The sequence below is a fragment of the Salmonella sp. 741265073_HBA genome (assembly GCF_046569105.1).
Classification (GTDB): domain Bacteria; phylum Pseudomonadota; class Gammaproteobacteria; order Enterobacterales; family Enterobacteriaceae; genus Salmonella; species Salmonella enterica.
In genome coordinates this window covers 252,049-271,198 of sequence record NZ_JBKFRY010000004.1, presented here as the reverse complement: position 1 = coordinate 271,198, position 19,150 = coordinate 252,049, and the positions used below count along the sequence as shown (strand labels likewise).

Here is a 19,150-nt window from a genome sequence, read left to right as displayed (position 1 = left end):
GCAGGGTGACATCGACTGCCGCATCGGTTGTTTGATGGAGGAAATTATCCCTGCAAACGTGACTCCAGAAATACCGCTCAACAGAAGGATTTTTCAGTATGTCTTTACAGGAAGAGGAACTTGTTTCCACCCGCACTGAACAGGGAAGCCATGCCCCGTCTCTGCTTGATGAGATCATGGCGCAAACCCGCATCCAGCCCGGCGCTGATGGTTACGATATTGCCCGTCAGGGCGTAACGGCTTTTGTTGCCAGCCTCCTGCAATCCAGTTCACCTGCAGAACCCGTAAACAAACTGGCCGTGGACAGCATGATTGCGGACATCGACGCCCGTATCAGCCGTCAGATGGATGCTATTATTCACGCCCCTCAGTTTCAGCAACTGGAGTCGTTCTGGCGTTCAATGAAAGCGCTGGTCGATCGCGTTGATTTTCGTGAGAATATTAAGGTGCATGTCCTCCATGTCACCAAAGCGGAATTGCTGGAGGATTTCGAGTTCGCGCCGGAGATTACCCAGTCCGGCTTCTATAAGCATGTTTATTCCAGCGGGTTTGGGCAGTTTGGCGGCGAACCGATTGCGGCTGTGCTGGGCGCATATGAGTTCAAAAATACCACGCCGGATATGAAGCTGCTGAACTATGTCAGCGCCGTCGGCGCAATGGCTCACGCGCCGTTCCTTTCTTCCGTGTCGCCGGAGTTTATGGGCCTGAAATCATGGACCGAGCTGCCCAATATCAAGGATCTCTACGCCATTTTCGAAGGCCCGGCCTACACAAAATGGCGCGCCCTGCGTGATTCCGAAGATTCCCGCTACCTGGGACTGACCGCGCCGCGTTTTCTGCTTCGCCAGCCCTATTCCGCGACCGAAAACCCGATTAAAAGCTTCAACTACGCCGAAGATGTGAGCCACAGCCACGAGCATTATTTGTGGGGCAATACCGCCTGGATGCTGGCCAGTAATATAGCCGATTCGTTCGCGAAATACCGGTGGGCGCCCAATATTATCGGGCCGCAGAGCGGCGGCGCAGTAAAAGATCTGCCGGTACATTTATATGAGTCAATGGGGCAGATTCAGGCCAAGATCCCGACGGAGGTGTTGATCACCGACCGCCGTGAGTTCGAGCTGGCCGAAGAGGGGTTCATCACCCTGACCATGCGTAAAAACAGCGATAATGCGGCGTTTTTCTCGGCTAACAGCGTTCAGAAACCCAAGCATTTTCCGGGCAAAGACGCCGAGACCAACTACAAGCTGGGTACGCAGTTGCCTTATCTGTTCATTATTAACCGCCTCGCGCACTACATTAAGGTGCTGCAACGCGAGCAGCTTGGGTCGTGGAAAGAGAGAAGCGATCTGGAGCGGGAGCTGAATATTTGGGTGCGCCAGTATGTCGCCGACCAGGAGAATCCGCCTGCTGATGTCCGCAGCCGTAAGCCGCTGCGTGGCGCTAAAGTGGAGGTGCTGGATGTGGACGGCGAGCCGGGCTGGTATCAGGTGGCGATTTCCGCACGGCCCCACTTTAAATATATGGGCGCGTCGTTTGAATTGTCTTTAGTCGGACGGTTAGATAAGTGATACCGGCGCGCGAAAGGCCTGCCGGATCGCTGTTTGAGCGTCTGGAAAGCCCTCCTGCCAGAAACTGGCGGGGGGGCAGTAATATAGAGGCGTTCAGGCAGTCCATTCGCCATAGTCTGCGCAATATCCTGAACACCCGTTCCGGCAGTTGTCGGGGAACGCCGGGGCTGGGTATTGAAGAGCCGGAAGGGTCGGATAATTACCGCAGCGCCATGAGCCAGGCCATCGTGCAGTGTATTGAGCGTTATGAACCCCGGATTTCGCACGCGGAGGTCCGGGCAATCCTGCCACAGGCCGCCAGCCCACAGGAGATAATTTTTCGTATCACCGCCTGGGTGACATTTAACGATATCGACGATGTGCTGGAGTTTGATATGGCACCGGACGGCAGTCAGCATTATCGGGTGGAGTAGCAGAATGGAATTCGAAGAACGCTATTACAGGCAGGAGTTGGATCACCTGCGGCAGTTGAGCAAGCTGCTGGCGACCGAAAAGCCGCATCTGGCCCGGTTTCTGGCAGAAAAAGAGGCCGATCCGGATATCGAGCGTTTGCTGGAGGGCGTGGCCTTTCTGACCGGCAATCTGCGCCAGAAAATCGAGGATGAGTTTCCGGAGCTGACGCACGGACTGATCCGGATGCTGTGGCCCAATTATCTGCGCCCGGTGCCGTCGATGACGCTGATTGAATATGCGCCGGATATGGATAAAACCTCCGTGTCGGTACTGATCCCCCGTAATGAGCAGTTCACAACCGGGGCGAAAGGGACTCAGGGAAACCCGGTATTGTCTGCGTATTCCGGCAATGAGCACGATGTAGCCCCGCCCTGTACGTTCACTCTCTGCCGGGATATCTGGCTGTTACCCGTTCAACTGGATCAGGTTGAAAATCGCAGTACGCCCCGCCACGGCATTATTGATATTACGTTTGCCGTCGCACCGGGCACTGATTTTGCCACGCTGGATCTGAACAGGCTGCGCTTCTGGCTGGGCAACGATGATAACTATACCCGCTATCAGCTTTATCTGTGGTTTTGTGAATATTTACAGGGCGCAGAGTTGATGGCGGGCGGGCAATCGATCCCGATGCCTGAATTTATGCTGAAAGCGGTGGGTTTTGAGTCAGAGGACGCCATGCTGCCCTGGCCCGGCAATGTCCACAGCGGCTACCGTGTTCTCCAGGAATTTTTCTGCTACGCCGACAGTTTTCTGTTTTTCGATGCCTATGGCATTCCGGCATTGCCAGACCGGTTGAAGGAGAACCGTTTCACTCTGCGGCTACGGTTTTCACGCCCCTTACCGGCAGATATCCGGCTGCGGGATGATTCCCTGCGCTTATATTGTGCGCCCGCCATTAATCTGTTTGCCCACCATGCCGAAGCCATCACGCTGGATCATCAGCGGCAGGATTACGCTCTGGTTCCCAGCCGTCATTTTCCGGATCATTACGATATTTTTTCGGTTAACAGCGTGGTGAGTCAGACACAGGGGAAGCACAGAAAAGCGGATCTTGGACGGCCGGTGATCACAGAGGCCGCGCGCCACTGGCCTGCTTTTGAGAGTTTCCGCCACCAGATGGAGTACAGCCGTAAGCGGGAAGTGGTCTACTGGCAGCACCGGACCAGAACCTCGCTGTTTCACCGGGGTTTTGATCATACCCTGGCTTTTATTCATGCCGATGGCAGCCTCCCGGATGCCTCACTGCTTAATAATGAAGTGGTTTCGGTATCGCTGACCTGCACCAACCGGGAGTTGCCGGTACAGCTACGGCCCGGCGATATCACCGGTACGACAGGTAAAAACGCGTCGGTGGCGTCATTTCGCAATATCACCCGCCCCACCAGACCGCTCTGGCCGGTGATTGACGGCAGCCTGCACTGGTCGTTGCTGTCTGCCATGAACCTGAATTATCTGTCGTTGCTGGATGCTGATGCGCTCAAACAGGTTATCGCCAATTTTGATCGCCACGCCATTCATCATCCGCAGATGGCCCGTCTGTCACAACAGAAGCTGGACGCCATTGAACGGCTGGAAACTACGCCTGTTGATCGCCTGTTTACCGGCATACCGGTACGCGGGCTGGCGTCCACCCTGTCCATGCATCCGGAGCCGTTTGTCTGCGAGGGTGAAATGTATCTGCTGGGCGCGGTGCTGTCGCATTTTCTGTCGCTGTACGCCAGCGTCAATTCGTTCCACATGCTGACCGTCGTTAATACGGAAAGCCAGGAGTCATGGAAATGGGCGGAAAGAACCGGGCAACACCCGCTCATCTGAGTCCGGACGAGACTCCGGCGCAGGATGAACAACGCACGCTGCGGGAGCCGTTGTTTCAGGATGCCTGCGCCTGTAATTTTTTCGCGCTCTCTGAGCTGCTGCACCGGCTGGCATCAGAAGGCGGCGAAACGCCAGTGTTATCCCTGGATACCCCTCCGGCGCAGGAAACCATTCGTTTCCATGCGGACGCCAGCCTGGGATTTCCGGTAAGCGATGTCAGCGCGCTGGAGCAGGATGCTTCCGGATTGTTCCGGATGACCACCACCTTTATGGGATTGCAGGGCAGCCAGTCGCCCCTCCCCGGCTATTACCTTGATCACCTGGCCTGGAAATCCGCGCACGAGCAGAGTCCGGTCAGCGATTTTCTGGATATGTTCAGCCATCGCCTGACGCAGTTTGTCTGGCATATCTGGCGTAAGTACCGTTACCACGTCGCTTTCCGTAACGGCGGCGTGGATGCGTTCTCGCAGCGGATGTATTCCCTGGTGGGGCTGGGCCACCGGCAGCTTCGCGACAGCCTGCCCGTTAACCACAGTAAGATGCTGGCCTATGCCGGGATACTGGCAAATCCGGGACGTTCGCCGGAGATCGTCTGCACGCTGGTTGCGCACTGTTTCGATTTAAATTTATCGGACGTGACGCTGCAAAACTGGCAGCGGCGGATGGTGGATATCGAGCCGGATCAGCAGAACAGTCTTGGATGTTACACGATTAAAAATGGCGAAAAACTGGCCGGGCGATCGGTGCTGGGTAATTTTGTCCTCGGTACGCGGGTTCCCGATCTCAGCGGTAAATTTCAGTTAAGTATTAACCACCTGAGCCGCAAGCAGTTTCTCTCGTTCCTGCCGTCAGGAGAAAATTTTCTGCCGCTGGCGATGTTTGTCTCCTTCGTCCTGCGCGATCAGCTTGCCTGGGATTTACACCTGGGGCTGGCCCCGGATCAGGTGGGGATTATGCGGCTGGGCGATAACAAGAGCGCGCTGCTGGGCTGGACGTCATTTCTCGGCGAGCCGGGAGAGCATCCCTCAGTCACCATCAGGGTCAGGGAGTAAAATATTACTATCATGGAGCAGAATATGGCGGAAGAAAAAGCGCGGCAACAGACGCTTTCACTGCATGTCGTTAACGGTAACGAGCTGGAGAGCGGACGTACCGCACGGTGTCTGTTCACCGGAGACGGCGATGTGGGCCACGGCAGCGAATGCCACTGGCCTGTTCAGGACCGGCACCAGAACGTTCCGGCGAAGGCGTTCAGCATCAGCCTGCATGATGGCGCATTCTGCCTGCATCCGCTGGCATCGCCATTATGGCTGAACCAGGCTAAAGTCACGGCGGCCTCAGACCAGGTGCAGTTACGTCAGGGCGATGAGATCCAGACCGGGCATCTGATACTCCGGGTTTATCTGAACCAGGGCGGGATGCGGCATTACGATGAGGAGATGGCGACGCCTGAAACCATCGTTTCTAACCACGACCTCCTGTCGGACACGCTACTGTCCACGGACGGCGCGCCGGAATATCCGGGAATGCCGTCCCGCCATCAGCTCGCGGATACCGTTGTTAATGGCTTTTCCACCGATCCGTTGCAGGTGCTCCAGGCTGAAAGTCTGACCACCAGGGACAATCCGCTTGCGGGTATCACCCCGGCCCGGCCCTCCGCCCCGTTATCCGATCCGGCGATAAACGGCGGGATCAACACGCCGTTTATGGATCTGCCGTCCATGTATGCCGATCCGCATGATAATGAAGAGGGCATGTCACCGGCAGACGCGGCGCAGCGCCACCTCGCCGTCACGCCGTTACTGCGCGGGCTGGGGGGATCGCTTGCCGTGCATAACACCCAGGACGCCGATGATTTTCTGGAGGAGGCCGGAAGGACATTGCAGGCGGCGATTCAGGGGTTGCTTGAGCTACAGCAGCGCCGCAACAGCCTGTCAGACAAGCATCTGCGCCCGCTGGAAGATAACCCGCTGCGCCTGAATATGGACTACGCCACGGCGCTGGACGTGCTGTTTGCCGAAGGGAAAAGCCCGGTACATCTGGCCGCGCCCGCCGCCGTCAGCGAGAGCCTGCGCAATATCCGTCATCATGAAGAAGCCAACCGCGCCGCGATTGTGGAATCGCTGCGCGTGTTGCTGGACGCCTTCTCGCCACAGAGCCTGATGCGCCGTTTTGTACAGTACCGCCGCAGCCACGAACTGCGTAAACCGCTGGATGATGCCGGTGCGTGGCAGATGTACTGCGATTATTACGATGAGCTGGCCTCCAGCCGCCAGCAGGGTTTTGAGATGCTGTTTAACGAAGTGTATGCCCAGGTGTATGACCGGGTGTTGCGTGAAAAGCAGCGGGAGCCGGAAGCATGACAGGCCGTGGTTTCCTCGCCTGGGCGATGGTGGCGTTGTTCACCCTCGCCTTATGCGGTTGTGAAACGGTAAAAAAAATCGGCGAGGTGATCAAAAACCCGGATATTCAGGTCGGTAAGCTGGCAGACCAGTCTTCGCAGGTGACGATTACGCTGCTGACGGAGCCGGATGCCAATATCAACGCGGATGGTGAAGCGGCTGCGGTGGACGTGCAGCTGGTTTATCTGAGCGATGACTCAAAATTTCAGGCGGCCGACTACGACCAGATAGCCACCACCGCACTGCCCGACGCGCTGGGGAAAAACTATATCGATCACCAGGATTTCAGCCTGCTGCCCGACACCATGAAAACCCTGCCGCCGGTGAAGCTGGATGAGAAAACGCAGTTTATCGGCGTGATTGCCTATTTTTCCGACGACCAGACCACGGAATGGAAGCAAATCGAACCGGTAGAAGGGACAGGACACAACTACCGCCTGCTGGTGCATATCCGGCAGAGCAGTATTGAAATGAAAAAAGAGGATGATTAACGATGGCAACCACGCGAAACAAGGTGATGTGGCGGGAAGGAACGCTGATGCGTCCGCACCATCTCCAGCAGCAACAACGTTATAACGATTATGTGAATAATCTGCGTTTCCGGGCCATTCATGATTTGTCCTGGGGATTTACCGAGCTTTCCCTCAATGATGAGCTGCTGGGACAGGGCAAAATTATGATCGACAGCGCGTCGGGCACCCTGCCGGACGGCACCGTGTTTTCCCTTCCGGACCAGGATGCGCTCCCCGATCCGCTGCATCCGGACAGTTTTCCTGATGAAGAAAGCCGCAATGTCTATCTGGCCTTACCCGTTGCCAGCGATGTGAGAGGCGAAGTCAGTTACGGGCAGCAGGTTGGGCGTTACCGGCTGAACGATGCCAGTGTCCGGGATCTGCATTCCGAGAATGGCGATGCCCGGACGCTGACGCTGGGCCAGTTAACCCCCCGCATTATGAGCGGAGCGGACGATATGAGCGCGTATGTCACGTTGCCGCTGTGCCGTATCAAAGACAGGCGTGCGGACGGCTCCCTGATGCTGGATGAAAACTTTATCCCCACCTGCCAGAACGTTTATGTCAGCGCACGGCTGCGTGAATTTCTCCGGGAAGTCCAGGAAGCGGTTGGCGGCCGGGCCAATGACCTGGCTAACCGCATTGGCTCTCCGGCGCAAAGCGGTATTGCCGACGTTGCGGAATTTATGATGCTGCAACTGCTCAACCGTAACCAGACGCGTTTCACCCACCGCGCCCGCAGGCCGCACCTCCATCCGGAAGATTTTTATCTCGATCTGGCCGGGCTGCTGGGCGAGCTGATGACATTTACCGAGCCATCCCGCCTGCCCTGTCCGCTGGATGTCTACGATCACCGTAACCTGACGGACACCTTCAAAACGCTGTTGCCGGAAGTGAAACGGGCATTACATACCGTCCTGTCGCCCAGGGCGGTTAACCTGCCGCTGCATCTGCGCGATGGCATCTGGCAGGCTGACGTACATGACTCCACGCTGTTGCAGTCGGCCACCTTCGTGCTGGCGGTGGCGGCGAAAATGGAGACGCTGCAACTCCAGCGCCAGTTTATCCAGCAGTCAAAAATTTCCTCGCCGGAAAAAATCCGCAATATGGTCAGCGTGCAAATCCCCGGCATCCCGCTGCATACGCTGATGGTGGCCCCCCGCCAGCTTCCGTACCATGCCGGTTTTAGCTATTTCGAACTGGACAAGAGCGGGGCCGCCTGGGCGGATGTGGCGGCCACCGGCGCTGTCGCCCTGCATGTTTCCGGTACGTTCCCGGATCTGAACATGCAACTGTGGGCCATAAGAGGATAAGGCGATGGATGAGCTGTCACTGCCCCCTTTACCCGGATACGAGAGAGAAGGCCAGCGCCAGTATCAGCTGGCGCTGCGCGGCAACAGCCTGAACCCGATGATCGATGCCGCCACCCCGCTGCTGGGGATGGTGATGCGCGTTTCGGGCATGAACAGTCATGCCATGCCTGAACACCTGTTCACCCAGGTGGTGACGGATGTGCAGGCGGTAGAGCAGTTACTCCAGGAGCAGGGCTATGAGCCTGGGGTGATTATCTCGTTTCGTTACATCCTGTGTACCTTTATTGACGAGGCGGCGCTGGGCAACGGCTGGTCGAACAAAAACGAGTGGATCAAGCAGTCGCTGCTGGTGCATTTCCATAACGAAGCCTGGGGCGGTGAAAAGGTTTTTATCCTGCTGGAGCGCCTGATGCGCGAACCCAAACGCTACCAGGATCTGCTGGAATTTCTGTACATCTGCTTTTCGCTGGGCTTTCGCGGGCGTTACAAAGTCGCCGTCCAGGACCAGGGGGAGTTTGAGCAGATATACCGCCGCCTGTATCACGTCCTGCATAAGCTGCGCGGCGATGCGCCCTTTCCGCTGCTGCACCAGGATAAAAAAACCCAGGGCGGGCGCTATCAGCTGATTAAGCGGCTGACCATCCGGCATGTTCTGTGCGGCGGCATCGTCGTGCTGGCGCTGTTTTATCTGTTTTATCTGCTGCGTCTGGACAGTCAGACGCAGGACATTCTTCACCAGTTAAACCGGCTGCTTGCCAGGTAAGGATTTCATCCCATGATCCAGATTGACTTAGCCACCCTGGTAAAACGGCTTGCTCCCTTCGCGAAACAGGCGCTGGAAGCGGCGGCGTCGGAGTGTATGAGCCAGCAGGCGGCAGAAATTACCGTCGCGCATGTGCTGCTACAGATGCTGGCGACCCCGCGCAGCGACTTTCGGGTGATTGCCGAACGTGCGGAGATCGGCGCCGATGATTTGCGCCAGGCGCTGACGGTGGAAAATTACGCCACCGCCCGTTCATCTGACAGCTACCCGTCGTTTTCCCCGATGCTGGTTGAATGGCTGAAAGAGGCCTGGCTGCTGGCCTCTGCGGAAATGCAGCAGACCGAACTGCGCGGCGGCGTGCTGCTGCTCGCCCTGCTGCATTCGCCGTTGCGCTACCTGCCGCCCGCCGCCGCCCGGCTGCTCACCGCCATCAACCGCGACCTGCTCCGGCAGGATTTTGCCGGGTGGACGAAGGAGTCCGCCGAATCGGTGATCCTGAATGCGGACGGACAGGCCGCCAGCGCCATAGCCGATACCGGCGACACCCTGCTGGCCCGCTATGCCAAAAACATGACCGACGATGCCCGGCAGGGACGGCTTGATCCGGTGCTGTGCCGCGATAACGAAATTGACCTGATGATCGATATCCTCTGCCGCCGCCGTAAAAATAACCCGGTGGTGGTGGGTGAAGCGGGCGTGGGCAAAAGCGCGCTGATCGAAGGGCTGGCGCTGCGCATTATTGCCGGTCAGGTGCCGGACAAACTGCGCGATACCGATATTATGACGCTGGATCTCGGCGCGCTACAGGCAGGCGCGTCGGTGAAAGGCGAATTTGAGAAGCGCTTTAAGGGGCTGATGGCGGAAGTCATTCAGTCGCCAAAACCCATTATCCTGTTTATCGATGAAGCCCACACGCTGATTGGCGCGGGCAACCAGCAGGGCGGGCTGGATATCTCCAACCTGCTGAAACCGGCGCTGGCGCGCGGCGAGCTGAAAACCATCGCCGCCACCACCTGGAGCGAATACAAAAAATACTTCGAGAAAGACGCCGCCCTGTCGCGCCGTTTTCAACTGGTGAAAGTCAGCGAACCCAATGCTGCCGAAGCCACCATTATTCTGCGCGGCCTGTCGGCGGTGTATGAGCAGTCCCACGGCGTGCTGATTGACGATGAAGCGTTACAGGCCGCCGCGACGTTAAGCGAGCGCTACCTGTCAGGCCGCCAGTTGCCGGATAAGGCCATTGATGTGCTGGATACCGCCTGCGCCCGCGTGGCGATTAACCTCTCCTCGCCGCCGAGACAAATTTCGGCGCTGACCACCCTGCGCCAGCAGTGTGAAGCGGAAATCCGCCAGCTTGAGCGTGAAATCCGTATCGGCCTGCGGTCGGACACCTCACGGCTGAATGAAGTTCTGGCGCAGTATGATGAAACGCTGACCGAACTGGAGGCGCTGGAGGCCGCGTGGCGCCAGCAACAGACGCTGGTGCAGGAAATTATCGCGCTGCGTAAGGGGCTGCTGGACGAAACGGACGCTACCGGCAACGATGAAACCGCAACGCCTGAAACAGAAGCGGTGGGCAGTGACGATGAATCCGTCACAGCGCCGCCGGAAGCGGAACCGGAAATTTCGCCAGCCGCCCGCCTCGCGCAGCTCACCGCCGAACTGGACGCCCTGCACCACACGCAACTGCTGGTTTCCCCGCACGTCGATAAAAAACAGATAGCCAGCGTGATTGCCGAATGGACCGGCGTGCCGCTTAACCGCCTGTCACAAAACGAAATGTCGGTCATCACCGACCTGCCGCAGTGGCTGGGCGACACCATTAAAGGCCAGGCGCTGGCGATTAAGCACCTGCATAAACACCTGCTGACCGCCCGCGCCGATCTGCGCCGTCCGGGACGTCCGCTCGGCGCGTTCCTGCTGGCCGGTCCCAGCGGCGTCGGCAAAACCGAAACCGTGCTGCAACTGGCCGAACTGCTCTACGGCGGCCGCCAGTACCTGACCACCATCAACATGTCGGAGTTCCAGGAGAAACACACCGTTTCGCGCCTGATTGGTTCCCCGCCCGGCTATGTCGGCTACGGCGAAGGCGGCGTGCTGACCGAAGCGATTCGCCAGAAACCGTACTCCGTGGTGCTGCTCGACGAGGTGGAGAAAGCCCACCCGGATGTGCTCAACCTGTTCTACCAGGCGTTCGACAAGGGCGAGATGGCCGACGGCGAAGGCCGTCTTATCGACTGTAAAAATGTGGTGTTCTTCCTCACCTCCAACCTCGGCTATCAGGTGATTGTGGAACATGCCGACAACCCGGAAGCCATGCAGGAAGCGCTGTACCCGGTACTGGCGGACTTCTTTAAACCGGCGCTGCTGGCGCGTATGGAAGTGGTGCCGTACCTGCCGTTATCTAAAGAAACGCTTGCCGTCATTATCGCCGGGAAGCTGGCGCGGCTGGATAACGTGCTGCGCGCCCGCTTCGGCGCGGAGGTGGTGATTGAGCCGGAGGTGACCGACGAAATCATGCAGCGCGTCACCCGCGCCGAAAACGGCGCGCGGATGCTGGAGTCGGTCATCGACGGCGAGATGCTGCCGCCGCTCTCCCTGCTGCTGTTGCAGAAAATGGCGGCGAATATCGCCATCGCCCGTATCACGCTGGGCGTGGCAAACGGCGCGTTTACCGCGGATGTGGAGGATATGCCGGATGAGAATACTCAGCCTGTGACGGAAACAGAGGATGAAGCCGTTCTATGAGCAGAATGCCAATGCTCCTGATCATGGCGCTACTGCCGGGGTTACTCCCCGGCGCAGTACAGGCGGAAACCGCGGCAAAACAGGCGGCTGCCGCGCTGCCGGGAATTGTGGTGCCGGGCGTCCCGGAAACAGACGCACAGGCGACACTCAGCGCCATGACGGCCTGTCGCCGGGAGCCTGCGGCGCTGGAGCGTCTGGACTGCTACGACAAAATCCTCACCCCGGAGCAGCCCGGTTTTGCCAGCGCGCTGGTGAAGGCAAAATACGAAGGGGAAGCCTGGAAACGCGCCTTCGCCCAGGAAAAACAGCGCCCGGACAACTCCACCGCGCTGATAATGACGCAGAGCGGCGGCGAGCGGCCAACGGTGATTATCACCACGCCCGCCATCGGCAACGTACCGCCGCGCCCGGTGCTGATGTTCAGCTGCGTGGACAACATCACCCGGATGCAGGTGGCGCTGACCCACGCCATGACGCCGGACAGCATCGACGTGACGCTGAACGCCGATACCCGACAGATTCGGTCGCGCTGGTTTATCCGCGAAAACGGCACCCTGCTGGAGTCCAGCCGGGGCTTATCCGGCATCGCCGAAATAAAACGACTTTTCGGCGCAAAAACGCTGACCATTGATACCGGTACCGACAGCGCAGCCGGAAAACTGACGTTTAACATTGATGGACTGGCAAAAACCATCGCGCCGCTGCGTGAAGCCTGTCACTGGGCGGGAGAATAATATGGACTTACGCGACCCGAATACCTGGATTTCGCACCTGCTGGAAAATCTGCCGGATGACAAACTGGCCTGCGCGCTGAAAGACGATGATCCTGACTGGGAATATATCGACGGCGAAATGCTTAAACTCGGCTCGCTGGCGCACAGCCAGCTGGATATCCCGGAAATTCAGCGCCGGGGGCTGGTGATCCTGGCCTCGGAAAGCAAGGATTTTCGCCTGCTGGCCCACCTGCTGCGCACCCTGCAACATGCTGGCGATCCGCTGCTGGCGCTGCGTCTGCTGGCGCTGTACGTGGAGCATTACTGGACGGTGGCGGCACCGCAAAATGCGGCGCATAAACAGCGTTTCGCCGCCCAGGTGCTGAAACGCTTTGAAACCGGCGTGGAGAGTTTCGCAGAGACAGCCCGTACCGCGCAGCGCGACAGCCTGCTGGCTGAACTGGCGAAACTGGCGCAGCGCTGGCAGGAGCAGAATATCCCGGCGCTGGCACAGGCCGTCGATGACCTCTCGTCGCAGTATCGCCGGGCATTTCGCGGGGCCGCCCCGGTGCCGCCAGCGGCTGGCCCGTCCACGCCTCCGGCTCCGGTTTCGGCCTCGCCGTCCGCCCCGGTATCACCGTCTGCGCCTGCGGCGACGACGGCGCCAGCGGTGGATATCGACAGCCATGACGACAAAGCCTGGCGCGACACGCTGCTGAAAGTGGCCGCCATTCTCTGTGAGCGCCAGCCGGATTCACCGCAGGGCTACCGTCTGCGCCGCCATGCGTTATGGCAGGCCATTACATCCGTCCCCCAGGCCGAAAGCGACGGGCGCACACCGCTGGCGGCGGTGCCTGCCGACATGACCGCCGATTACCAGGCGCGGCTGAACAACGCCGATCTGGCGCTCTGGCAACAGGTGGAAAAAAGCCTGCTGCTGGCCCCGTACTGGCTCGATGGTCATTACCTTTCAGCGCAGGCCGCACAACGCCTGGGCTACACCAGCGCGGCAGAAGCCATCCGGGATGAGGTGGTTCGCTTTCTCGCCCGCCTGCCGCAACTTGCCACCCTGCTGTTTAATGACCGCACGCCGTTTATCAGCGAACAGACAAAACAGTGGCTGGCGACGTCTCCGGGCAGTCAGACAGCCCCGATGGTGCGGACCAGTGAAGACACCGAGGCCGTCCGCCAGTGTTTCAGCGAGCAGGGGCTGGAGGCCGCGCTGCGATACCTGGAAACCCTGCCGGAAGGCGATCCGCGCGATCGGTTCCACCGGCAGTATCTTGGCGCGCAAATGTTAGAAGAAGCCGGGATGGCGCAACTGGCACAGCAACAGTACCGGATGTTGTTTAAAGCAGGGCTGCGCATGACGCTGGCTGAATGGGAGCCGTCCCTGCTGGAACAACTGGAAAACAAACTCACGGCAGAACAGTAAGAGACAACAGGAGTTTTTGTGTTCAGATTACCGACACCCCGATTATTCAGCACACTGAGATCGGCACTCAGACCGGCAATGCCCCGGTTTAAGGTTTCTGCCGCCTGGCTGCTGGCGCTGGCGTGGATTTTGCTGCTGGTATGGATCTGGTGGAAAGGTCCGTCATGGACGCTCTACGAGCAGCGCTGGCTGGCCCCGCTGGCGAACCGCTGGCTGGCCACCGCCGCCTGGGGGTTGATTGCGCTGGCGTGGCTGACCGTCCGGGTCATGAAGCGCCTGCAACTGCTGGAAAAACAGCAGCGCCAGCAACGGGACGAGGCGCAGGATCCGCTCAGCGTGGAACTGAACACCCAGCAACGCTATCTCGATCACTGGTTACTGCGTCTGCAACGCCATCTCGACAGCCGCCGCTATCTGTGGCAGCTACCGTGGTATATGGTCACTGGCCCGGCGGGAAGCGGTAAAACCACGCTGCTGCGCGAAGGGTATCCGTCCGACATCATTTATGCCCCGGAGGCGCTGCGGGGCGTGGAGCAGCGCCGGTATGTTATCCCGCATGTGGGAAAACAGGCGGTGATTTTTGACGCCGACGGCCTCCTCTTTGAGCAACAGGATGCGGATATACTGCATCGCCGCCTGTGGACCCATATGCTGGACTGGCTGGCGCAAAAACGCGCCCGGCAGCCGCTGAACGGCCTGATACTGACGCTGGATCTGCCCGATCTTCTGACCGCCGACAAGCCACGCCGTGAGCACCTGTTGCAGATCCTGCGCGGACGTTTGCAGGATATACGCCAGCATCTTCACTGCCAGCTCCCCGTCTATGTGGTGCTGACCCGGCTGGATCTACTACACGGTTTCGCCGCCCTGTTTCAGTCACTGGACCGCAACGATCGCGACGCCATTCTTGGCGTCACCTTTACCCGTCATGCCCATGAAAATGACGACTGGCGTACAGAACTGAATGCCTTCTGGCAGGCATGGGGCGAACGGTTGAATAACGCCCTGCCGGAGCGGATGTTAGCCCCCGGCTCCCGCAGCTCTCTGTTCAGCTTTGTCCGCCAGATCCAAGGGGGGCGCGAGCCGCTGATCGCCCTGCTGAACGGGCTGCTGGACGGGGAAAATATGGATGTGATGCTGCGCGGCGTGTACCTCACCTCCTCCCTGCAACGCGGCCAGATAGACGATATTTTTATGCAGTCCGCCGCCCGTCAGTTCCGGCTGGGCAGCAGCCCGCTGACCGCCTGGCCGCTGGTGGACACGTTACCGTATTTCACCCGTAATCTGTTTCCGCAGACCTTACTGGCTGAGCCTAACCTCGCCAGTGAAAGCCGCGTCTGGCTGATGCAGTCCCGCCGCCGGTTGTCCGTGTTTTCCGCCACCGGCGGCATCGCCGCGCTGCTGCTGATTATCGGCTGGCATCACTATTACAATAACAACTGGCGTTCCGGCATCACCGTACTGGAGCAGGCCAAAGCCTTTATGTCCGTGCCGCCACCGCAGGGTATGGACGAATACGGCAACCTGCAACTGCCGTTACTTAACCCGGTGCGTGACGCCACGCTGGCCTACGGCGACTGGGGCGATCGCAGCCGCCTGGCCGATATGGGATTATATCAGGGCAGGCGTGTCGGCCCATATGTGGAGCAGACCTACCTGCAACTGCTGGAGCAGCGTTACCTGCCCGCCCTGTTTAACGGCCTGGTCAAAGAGATGAATGCCGCGCCTGCGGAGAGCGAGGAGAAGCTTGCGGTATTGCGCGTTATCAGAATGCTGGAAGATAAAAGCGGACGCAGCGACGAGGTGGTGAAGCAGTATATGGCGAAACGCTGGAGTGATAAATTTCACGGCCAGCGCGATATTCAGGCACAGCTGATGTCTCATCTGGACTACGCGCTGAAACACACCGACTGGCACGCGGAGCGTCAGGCAGGCGACGGCGACGCCATCAGCCGCTGGACGCCGTATGACAGTCCGGTCGTGGCGGCGCAGAAAGAGCTCAGCAAACTGCCCGTCTACCAGCGCGTTTACCAGAGTCTGAAAACGCGGGCGATGGGCGTGCTGCCCGCTGACCTGAACCTGCACGACCAGGTGGGCGCCACGTTTGATCAGGTCTTTACCTCCGGGGATGATAATAAGCTCATTGTTCCGCAGTTCCTCACCCGTTACGGCCTGCAAAGTTATTTTGTCAAACAGCGCGACGCGCTGATCGAACTGACGGCGATGGATTCCTGGGTGCTGAACCTGACCCGCAGCGTGAAATACAGCGACGCCGACCGGGCGGAAATCCAGCGCCAGCTCACTGAACAGTATCTCAGCGACTACACCGCCACCTGGCGCGCCGGAATGGACAACCTTAACGTGCGCAATTACGAATCCATTGCGCAACTGACCGGGGCGCTGGAGCAGATCATCAGCGGCGATCAGCCGCTCCAGCGGGCGCTGACGGCACTGCGCGACAACACGCAGCCTGCCGTTCTCTCTGAAAAACTGGATGACAAGGCGCTCCAGGAGGCGATGGCGGAGCCGGATTACCAGTTGCTAACCCGCCTGGGGCATGAATTTGCCCCGGAAAACAGCACGCTGGCGATACAGAAAGACAAAGAAAACACCCTCCAGGCGGTCTATCAGCAACTGACGGAGCTGCACCGTTATCTGCTGGCTATTCAGAACGCGCCGGTGCCGGGAAAATCAGCGTTGAAAGCGGTGCAGCTACGGCTGGATCAGAACAGCAGCGATCCTATTTTCGCCACCCGCCAGATGGCGAAAACCCTGCCTGCCCCGCTCAACCGCTGGGTGGGCAAGCTGGCGGATCAGGCCTGGCATGTGGTGATGGTGGAGGCAGTTCACTATATGGAAGTGGACTGGCGCGACAACGTGGTCAAACCCTTTAATGAACAACTCGCCGACAATTATCCGTTTAACCCACGCTCACAGTCAGATGCGTCGCTGGATGCGTTTGAACGCTTCTTTAAACCGAATGGCGTACTGGATACCTTTTATCAGCAGAACCTGCGGCTGTTTATGGAAAACGATCTGAGTCTGAAGGACGGGGATAACAACGTGATTATTCGTGAGGATGTCCGGGAGCAACTGGATACCGCACAGGAAATCCGCGAGGCGTTTTTCAGCAGACAGAACGGCCTGGGCGCTCAGTTTGCCGTGGAAACTGTATCGCTTTCCGGCAACAAACGGCGCAGCGTGCTGAACCTGGACGGGCAGTTAGTGGACTACAGCCAGGGCCGCAATTACACCGCCCATCTGGTCTGGCCGAACAACATGCGTGAAGGCAATGAAAGTAAGCTGACGCTGATAGGCGTCAGTGGCGGCGCGCCGCGCAGCATCAGTTTCAGCGGACCGTGGGCGCAGTTCAGGCTGTTCGGCGCCGGGCAACTTACCGGCGTTCAGGAGGGGACATTCAGCGTGCGCTTTAACGTGGACGGCGGAGCGATGGTGTACCGGGTACATACCGATACGGAAGATAACCCCTTCACCGGCGGGCTGTTCAGTCAGTTCCGGCTGCCGGATACCCTGTACTGAGGAGGCTGAAATGAGTCAGGACGCACTCACGCACATTATTGTTACCGGCCAGGATCCGCGCGGCCTGCCGGAGTTCAGCGCCCTGCGGGAAGAGATCAACAAATCGTCTCACCCGTCGCAGCCGGAGCTGAACTGGAAACTGGTGGAATCGCTGGCGCTGGCCATTTTTAAAGCCCATGGCGTGGATCTGCACACGGCCACTTATTACACCCTGGCGCGCACCCGCACGCACGGCCTGGCCGGATTTTGCGAAGGGGTGGAGCTGCTGGCGGCCATGATAAGCCACGACTGGGACAAATTCTGGCCACAGGATGAGTCAGCCCGCACCGGGATGCTCGACTGGCTTAATTCGCGCACCGGCAATATTCTGCGCCAGCAGCTGTCCTTCTCCGGCGCGGACCTGCCGTTGCTGTACCGCACCGAACGGGCGTTACAGTTGATTTGCGACAAACTCCAGCAGGTGGAACTGAAACGCCAGCCGCATGTGGAGAACCTGCTTTACTTTGTGCAGAACACACGTAAGCGGTTTGAGCCGCCGCCGAAAAGCAGCGTGGACACTCCGCCGCAGACCACCGTCAGAACGTTGATCTACGCCCCGGAGAGCACGCAGCCCGTCACGGAGGAAAACCTTCCGCCCCTGCCTGAATTGCCGGAAATGAAGGTGGAAGTCCACCACGGCGCGGTGGAGGATCCAGAGCCTGTCGCCAGGGCCACGTCAGGCCGGACTATAAAAGGCTTTATGGCCGGTGTCGTCTGCGCTGCGGCTGTCGCAGCCGTCCTCTGGTGGTGGCAGGTGTACCCGATGCAACAGCAACTGGCACAGGTCAGGGACACGGCACAGGGCGCGGCAACGCTCTGGCTGGCCTCGCCTGAACTGGACAGCTACGGGCAGCGGTTACAACAGCTTCCCGACGCCTCGCCGCTGCAACTGCTGGAGGCGGGGATGCAGATGATGCGAACCGCAGACAGCCGCTGGCCGGAGAGTCTGCAACAGCAGCAGGCGACAGCGCAGTGGAATGAAATCCTGAAAACCCGCGCGCAAAGCAGCCCACAAATGCGCGGCTGGCAGCAGGCGCGCCAGAATCTGCGTGACTTTGCCGACCTGATGATGCAGCGGGAAACGGAGAAGCAGGGCTTTACCCTCTCCTATATCAAAACGGTGACCTGGCAGGCGGAACGCCTGCTGAACCAGGAAACGCCGCTGGAGTCCCTGCTGACGCAGTACCAGGATGCCCGCGCTCAGGGACGGAATACGGAGGCGCTGGAAAAACAAATTAATGAACGGCTGGATGGGGTGTTAAGCCGCTGGCTGTTGCTGAAAAACAATGTAGTGCCGGAAACGGCAACTAAAGCACCCCCCGAAAATAATAGTTAAATCAAGGAGATTAACATGGCCAATTTAATTTATTTAACACTGAACGGTGAAAAGCAAGGATTGATTTCAGCAGGTTGTTGTTCCCTTGACTCTATCGGTAATAAAGCACAGTTACTGCACCTTGATCATATTATGGTATATGAACTGACACATGGGTTAAGTCGGGATCAAAATGTCAATCATCATTCAGTTACGATAAAAAAACCTGTCGATAAATCATCTCCTTTACTGGGAAAAGCAATTAACGATAATGAAATATTGACCTGCACTTTTGATTTTTATCGAACAAATCGATTTGGTATTAATGAAAAATATTACAAACTGGAATTAAAAAAAGCCCGAATTAGTGATATTAATTTCTCGATTGCGCATGTAGTCATTGACAGTGAAGCACAACCTCAGGAAAGTATTTCTTTTATATATGAATCCATAAACTGGGAACACTGTATTGCCGGGACCAGTGCATTCAGTTTATGGGATGAGAGGGTGTTTTAGTAAAAATTTTAC

The 19,150-nt window shown here is 58.3% G+C and carries 14 protein-coding genes; all 14 read left to right on the top strand.

From position 1 onward, the window contains the following. Positions 1-98 precede the first annotated feature (98 nt). Positions 99-1,571 carry a type VI secretion system contractile sheath large subunit gene (tssC, locus tag ACLD3P_RS08650; protein ID WP_000058003.1) on the top strand — a complete coding sequence of 491 codons (1,473 nt, stop codon included), beginning with the start codon at positions 99-101 and terminating at the stop codon, positions 1,569-1,571. After that, positions 1,568-1,984, top strand: a complete 417-nt coding sequence (gene tssE, locus ACLD3P_RS08645) for a type VI secretion system baseplate subunit TssE (protein WP_023137077.1) — start codon at positions 1,568-1,570, stop codon at positions 1,982-1,984. The genes tssC and tssE overlap by 4 nt, the downstream gene beginning before the upstream one ends. 4 nt (positions 1,985-1,988) lie before the next feature. After that, the gene (gene tssF / locus ACLD3P_RS08640) at positions 1,989-3,842 is read left to right on the top strand and encodes a type VI secretion system baseplate subunit TssF (protein ID WP_411006596.1); all 1,854 of its coding nucleotides are present in this window, start codon (positions 1,989-1,991) and stop codon (positions 3,840-3,842) included. Further along, positions 3,806-4,894 (top strand): type VI secretion system baseplate subunit TssG, encoded by a 1,089-nt coding sequence (gene tssG / locus ACLD3P_RS08635; protein ID WP_000509052.1) that lies wholly within the window; start codon positions 3,806-3,808, stop codon positions 4,892-4,894. The genes tssF and tssG overlap by 37 nt, the downstream gene beginning before the upstream one ends. Positions 4,895-4,918: 24 nt before the next feature. Then, positions 4,919-6,205 (top strand): type VI secretion system-associated FHA domain protein TagH, encoded by a 1,287-nt coding sequence (gene tagH, locus ACLD3P_RS08630; RefSeq protein WP_000796942.1) that lies wholly within the window; start codon positions 4,919-4,921, stop codon positions 6,203-6,205. Next, positions 6,202-6,735 (top strand): type VI secretion system lipoprotein TssJ, encoded by a 534-nt coding sequence (gene tssJ, locus ACLD3P_RS08625; protein WP_000147702.1) that lies wholly within the window; start codon positions 6,202-6,204, stop codon positions 6,733-6,735. Before tagH ends, tssJ begins: the two co-directional genes overlap by 4 nt. Before the next feature lie 2 nt (positions 6,736-6,737). Beyond that, the gene (tssK, locus tag ACLD3P_RS08620) at positions 6,738-8,069 is read left to right on the top strand and encodes a type VI secretion system baseplate subunit TssK (RefSeq protein ID WP_000246455.1); all 1,332 of its coding nucleotides are present in this window, start codon (positions 6,738-6,740) and stop codon (positions 8,067-8,069) included. A 4-nt stretch (positions 8,070-8,073) separates the two neighbouring features. Further along, positions 8,074-8,832 carry a type IVB secretion system protein IcmH/DotU gene (gene icmH / locus ACLD3P_RS08615; RefSeq protein WP_000343978.1) on the top strand — a complete coding sequence of 253 codons (759 nt, stop codon included), beginning with the start codon at positions 8,074-8,076 and terminating at the stop codon, positions 8,830-8,832. A gap of 12 nt (positions 8,833-8,844) precedes the next feature. Then, positions 8,845-11,580 (top strand): type VI secretion system ATPase TssH, encoded by a 2,736-nt coding sequence (tssH, locus tag ACLD3P_RS08610; RefSeq protein WP_411006597.1) that lies wholly within the window; start codon positions 8,845-8,847, stop codon positions 11,578-11,580. Beyond that, positions 11,577-12,314: a type VI secretion system-associated protein VasI gene (gene vasI, locus ACLD3P_RS08605; protein ID WP_131046141.1), complete on the top strand. Its 738-nt coding sequence runs from the start codon at positions 11,577-11,579 to the stop codon at positions 12,312-12,314. Before tssH ends, vasI begins: the two co-directional genes overlap by 4 nt. A gap of 1 nt (position 12,315) precedes the next feature. Continuing rightward, positions 12,316-13,728: a type VI secretion system protein TssA gene (gene tssA / locus ACLD3P_RS08600; RefSeq protein WP_131046142.1), complete on the top strand. Its 1,413-nt coding sequence runs from the start codon at positions 12,316-12,318 to the stop codon at positions 13,726-13,728. A gap of 78 nt (positions 13,729-13,806) precedes the next feature. Next, the gene (tssM, locus tag ACLD3P_RS08595; RefSeq protein ID WP_411006699.1) at positions 13,807-17,268 is read left to right on the top strand and encodes a type VI secretion system membrane subunit; all 3,462 of its coding nucleotides are present in this window, start codon (positions 13,807-13,809) and stop codon (positions 17,266-17,268) included. Between the two features lie 10 nt (positions 17,269-17,278). After that, on the top strand, positions 17,279-18,643 hold the full coding sequence (locus tag ACLD3P_RS08590) for a VasL domain-containing protein (protein ID WP_411006623.1): 1,365 nt from the start codon (positions 17,279-17,281) through the stop codon (positions 18,641-18,643). A gap of 15 nt (positions 18,644-18,658) precedes the next feature. Further along, complete coding sequence (locus ACLD3P_RS08585; protein WP_001284962.1) at positions 18,659-19,138, top strand: Hcp family type VI secretion system effector; 480 nt, start codon at positions 18,659-18,661, stop codon at positions 19,136-19,138. The last annotated feature ends 12 nt before the right edge of the window (positions 19,139-19,150 follow it).